The sequence below is a fragment of the Variovorax sp. Soil_C_12 genome, from assembly GCF_057657375.1.
Genome location: NZ_JBDGIO010000036.1, coordinates 1 through 3,725, shown reverse-complemented (window position 1 = coordinate 3,725; position 3,725 = coordinate 1). Strand labels below are relative to the sequence as shown.

At 68.9% G+C, this 3,725-nt stretch carries 3 protein-coding genes; 1 reads left to right on the top strand and 2 read right to left on the bottom strand.

Annotated features, from left to right (window positions below; all coding sequences use genetic code 11):
* A partial coding sequence (locus AC3A6X_RS36310; protein WP_487846699.1) for a DUF5666 domain-containing protein occupies positions 1 to 229 on the top strand: 229 nt, incomplete at its 5' end.
* Between the two features lie 72 nt (positions 230 to 301).
* Here AC3A6X_RS36310 and flgL read toward each other — a convergent pair.
* Both flgL and flgK read right to left on the bottom strand, forming a co-directional pair.
* Entirely contained in the window at positions 302 to 1,513 is a 1,212-nt protein-coding gene (gene flgL, locus AC3A6X_RS36305) for a flagellar hook-associated protein FlgL (RefSeq protein WP_487846698.1), read from the bottom strand.
* Positions 1,514 to 1,548: 35 nt separating this feature from the next.
* A complete protein-coding gene (gene flgK / locus AC3A6X_RS36300; protein ID WP_487846697.1) occupies positions 1,549 to 3,507 on the bottom strand; it encodes a flagellar hook-associated protein FlgK in 1,959 nt (652 codons plus the stop codon).
* Between the last annotated feature and the right edge of the window lie 218 nt (positions 3,508 to 3,725).

The following is a 3,725-nucleotide window of genomic DNA, read 5'->3' as shown; positions in this document are numbered from 1 at the left end:
CGTGCCGGGCACCGGCGGACCCGCGTCCTTCAACCTGATCGGTGCCATCGGCAACTTCAGCTCGGCGGCGAGTTTCCGAGTGAAGGGCCAGCCCGTCGATGCCAGCGACCCGGCCGTGGTGTTCGTGAACGGAACGGTGGCGAACCTGGGCAATGGGGTCAAGGTCAACATCGAGGGCTCGCGGGTCGTGAACGGCGTGCTCATCGCCACGCGCGTCAGCTTCGAGTGACGGAGCCAGTCCCGCCAAGCGGCACCGGCTCTCGGAACGCACGCAACGCCCGCCGCAGCGTGATGCCCAGGCTCACAGGTAGTTGAACAACGCAATCCCATGCAGGCGCGCAAAGGTCTGCTGCGTCGCCTGCAGCGAAGTCTGGCGCTGCAGGAATTCCGAGATCGCCGCCGCCGGGTCCAGATCCTGCAGGTCCGAGAGATACGCCTTGTCGATCAGGTCGCGCGCCCCCCCGGCGGCGTCGAGCGCATCGATCTCGTTCATGCGCGAGCCGACGGAGGAGCGAACGGTCAGCACGTTGTCGTGCGCATTGGTGATCTTCACGTTGGCCGTCGAGAGCGCGTTCTGCAGCGCGGCCTGCGCGCCTGCACCGCCGCCGGAGATGGGCTGGCGCAGCGCGCTCACCACGTCGCCGAGGGCCGCGAAGATGTCGGTGCCGGCGTTCCGGGCGGTGGCGACCTGGAAGGTGTCGCCGTCGGCCGGCGTGCCGCTCATGCTGATCTGCACGCCGCCGAAGCTGATCGGCGTGCCGGCCGTGAAGGCGCCGGTGGCCGCCACCACGGGCGGCGTGTCGTTGGTCGTCACCGTGTAGTTGCCGCCGGCGAAGCCGATGCTGAAGTCCTTGCCGTAGAGCGGCGCCGTGGCATCGGTCACGCCGACTGCGCCGAACACGCCCGAACCGGTGTTGGCGGCGCTCGCACTGGTGACGTAGCCCGCGCTGCCCTGCACCGACTGAAACACGCTGCGGCCGTCGTCGGTGATGGCCATCTGCCGCGAGACATCGATCTGGATCAGGCGCTGCCCCTGGTCGCCCATGAACTGGACGCCGCCGCCGGTCTGCCGCACGAAGGGCGGGCTGGCGCTCTTGAAGCCGGCGAACAGGAACTGGCCGTTGCCGTCGTCGGCGTTGGCCACGTTCACCAGCTGGTCGATGTTGCTCTGGATGGCGGTGGCCAGCGAGCCGCGGTCGGCATCGGACAGCGTGCCGTTGCCGGCCTGCACCACCAGGGTCTTGACGTTCTGCAGGATCTCGGTGGCGGACTTGAGCGCGTCCTCCTCCCGCGACAGCGAGAGCGTCGCGCGGTCGCGGCTGGTCGCGTACTGCGAGGACTGCGCGAGCGTGTCCGAAACGCCGAGCGCGCGTGCCGCAGCCACCGGGTCGTCGGCCGGGGTCAGGAACTTGGTGCCGGCGGAGAGCTTCTGTTGGATGCGGAACAGCTGCTGCTGCTGCGAACCGATGCCGTTCATGCTCTGGTTGTAGAAGGATTGGGTGCCGATGCGCATCGCGACTCCTGGAAGTGGTTGGGCCCGCGGCGCTCTTAGCCGCTGATGCCGAGAATGGCGGCGAACATGTCCGACGCGGTCTGGATGACCTTGGCGTTCGCCTGGTACATCTGCTGGTACATCAGCAGGTTGGCGGTTTCCTCGTCCTGGTTCACGCCCGAGATCGAGTCGCGGCTGGCGCGGATCTGTTCCGTCACGCTGGTCTGCGTGGCCTCTGCGGTGCGGATCTCCATGGTGCGGTTGCCCACCGCGCTCACCAGCTGCGCAAAGGCACTGCCGAAGGTGGAGGTGCCGCCATCCATGACGGCCTTCTTCTGCAGCGCGCCCAGCAGCAGCGCGTTGCTGCCGTCGGAGACGCCGCCGGCGTTCTTCTGGATGGTGAAGGTGTCGCCGTCGGCCGGGGCGCCGGTCATCTTGACGGTGATGCCGTCGAAGCTCATCGAGGCGCCTGCGGTGTAGGGCACGGCAGCGCCGGCCGCGTAGGTGGTCGACGTTCCGTCGGCCAGGGTCACGGTCACGGCGGCGGTCGCCGGAAAGCCGCCGAGCGTGCCGGCCGCGGCGTCGTAGCTCAGGGTCACCGGCGCTGCCAGCGGCGTGGCCAGGTAGCCCGCGTCGACCGTGGGCGCGCCCAGCGCGCCGCTGCCCTGGTTGCCGGCGGTGTTGCCGGCGATCAGCGGCGAGGCCGCGGCCACCTTGGCCGGGTCGAGCACCAGCACGTCGACGTCGCGCGCGCCGGTGCGCGTGGGCTGCACCAGGAAGCGGTCGCCGGCCTGGGCCGTGCCGCTGTCCACGCTGAGGTTCACTCCGTCGAAGCTGATGGGAAAGGTGGTGTAGTTGCCGATCACCTGCTTGTCGGTGAGCCGCGTCACCGAGTAGGTCAGCGTGCCCGCCACGTCCTTCACCTCCACCGAGTAGTCGCTGATGCTCAGCTGCGAGGGGTCGGCGATGCTGGCGCCGATGACCATGTCGCCGCTGTTGTGGGCGTTGGTGAACACGCCCGGCGCGGCCTTCGAGAAGAAGTCGGTGCCCAGCACGCCGTTGAGGTCGACGCCCAGCTTGTGCTGCTCGTCGAAGGTGCTGGTGAGCGCGATGGCCAGGCGGCCGATGGCGTTCTGCGAGGTGCTGAGCGTCTCGTTGCGGAAGGCCATCAGGCCGCCGATCGAGCCGCCGCTGAACACGCTGTCGGCCAGCTCGGTGGCCGTGCCGTTGATGCCCACCAGCGACAGCGCCGTGCGCGTCGGGTCGGCCGCCGAGGGGCCGGCCTTGAGCGACATCGCCTGGTCGCCCAGCACCAGCGACTGGCCGTTGCCGATGAAGACGTTGTACTTGCCGCCGTCCTGCTCCAGCACCTTCACGTCCACCAGCTTGCCCAGCTCGTTGACCAGCTGGTCGCGCTGGTCCAGCAGGTCGTTGGGCGGCTGGCCGCCGGCCACGGCGCTCATCTGGCCGATCTGGTGGTTGAGTGTGGCAATCTGCTTGGCGTAGGTGTTGATCTCGCCCACGCTGCCCTGGATCTGCTCGTTGACCGAGGTGTTGAGGTCGCTCAGGTACTGGTCGGTGGCGCGGAACTTGTTGGCCAGCGACTGCGCGGCGCTGATGAGCTGCTGGCGAGCCGCCGGGTCGGCCGGCGTGTTGGCCACGCCCTGCACGCCGGCGAAGAAGCTCTGCATCAGCGGCGTGAGGCCGGAGGTCTTGTCGGCCAGCAGCGAGTCGATACGGCTGATCTGCGCGTTGTAGCTGGCCAGTGCCGCGCCCGAAGCCTCGGCGCCGTTGAGCTGGGAGGTGAGGTACGCGTCGTAGCTGCGCGCCACCGTGGTGACGCGGGCGCCGGTGCCGACGAAGCCGGAGGCCAGGCCGATCGCGCTGTTGGTGGCGATCACGGAGGTCTGGCGGCTGTAGCCGGTCGTGTACACGTTGGCCGTGTTGTGAGCCGTGGTCATGAGCGCGCTGCGTGCCACGCTCAGGCCGGTCAGGCCGGTATAGAACATCGACATGGGGCTTTACCTGTAGAGATGTTTGTTCTGGACGGGCGGCGGCGCGGTGGCCGGGCCCTTTCCTGTTTATCGGCAGCGGCGGCCGAAGCTGAAGGGGGACCTGGGCCTCAAGCGGCGAGCCTGAACACGCTCACGGTCTGCACCAGGCTGCCGGCCTGCTCCTGCATCGACTGGGCGGCTGCCGCGGCTTCTTCCACCAGGGCCGCGTTCTGCTGCGT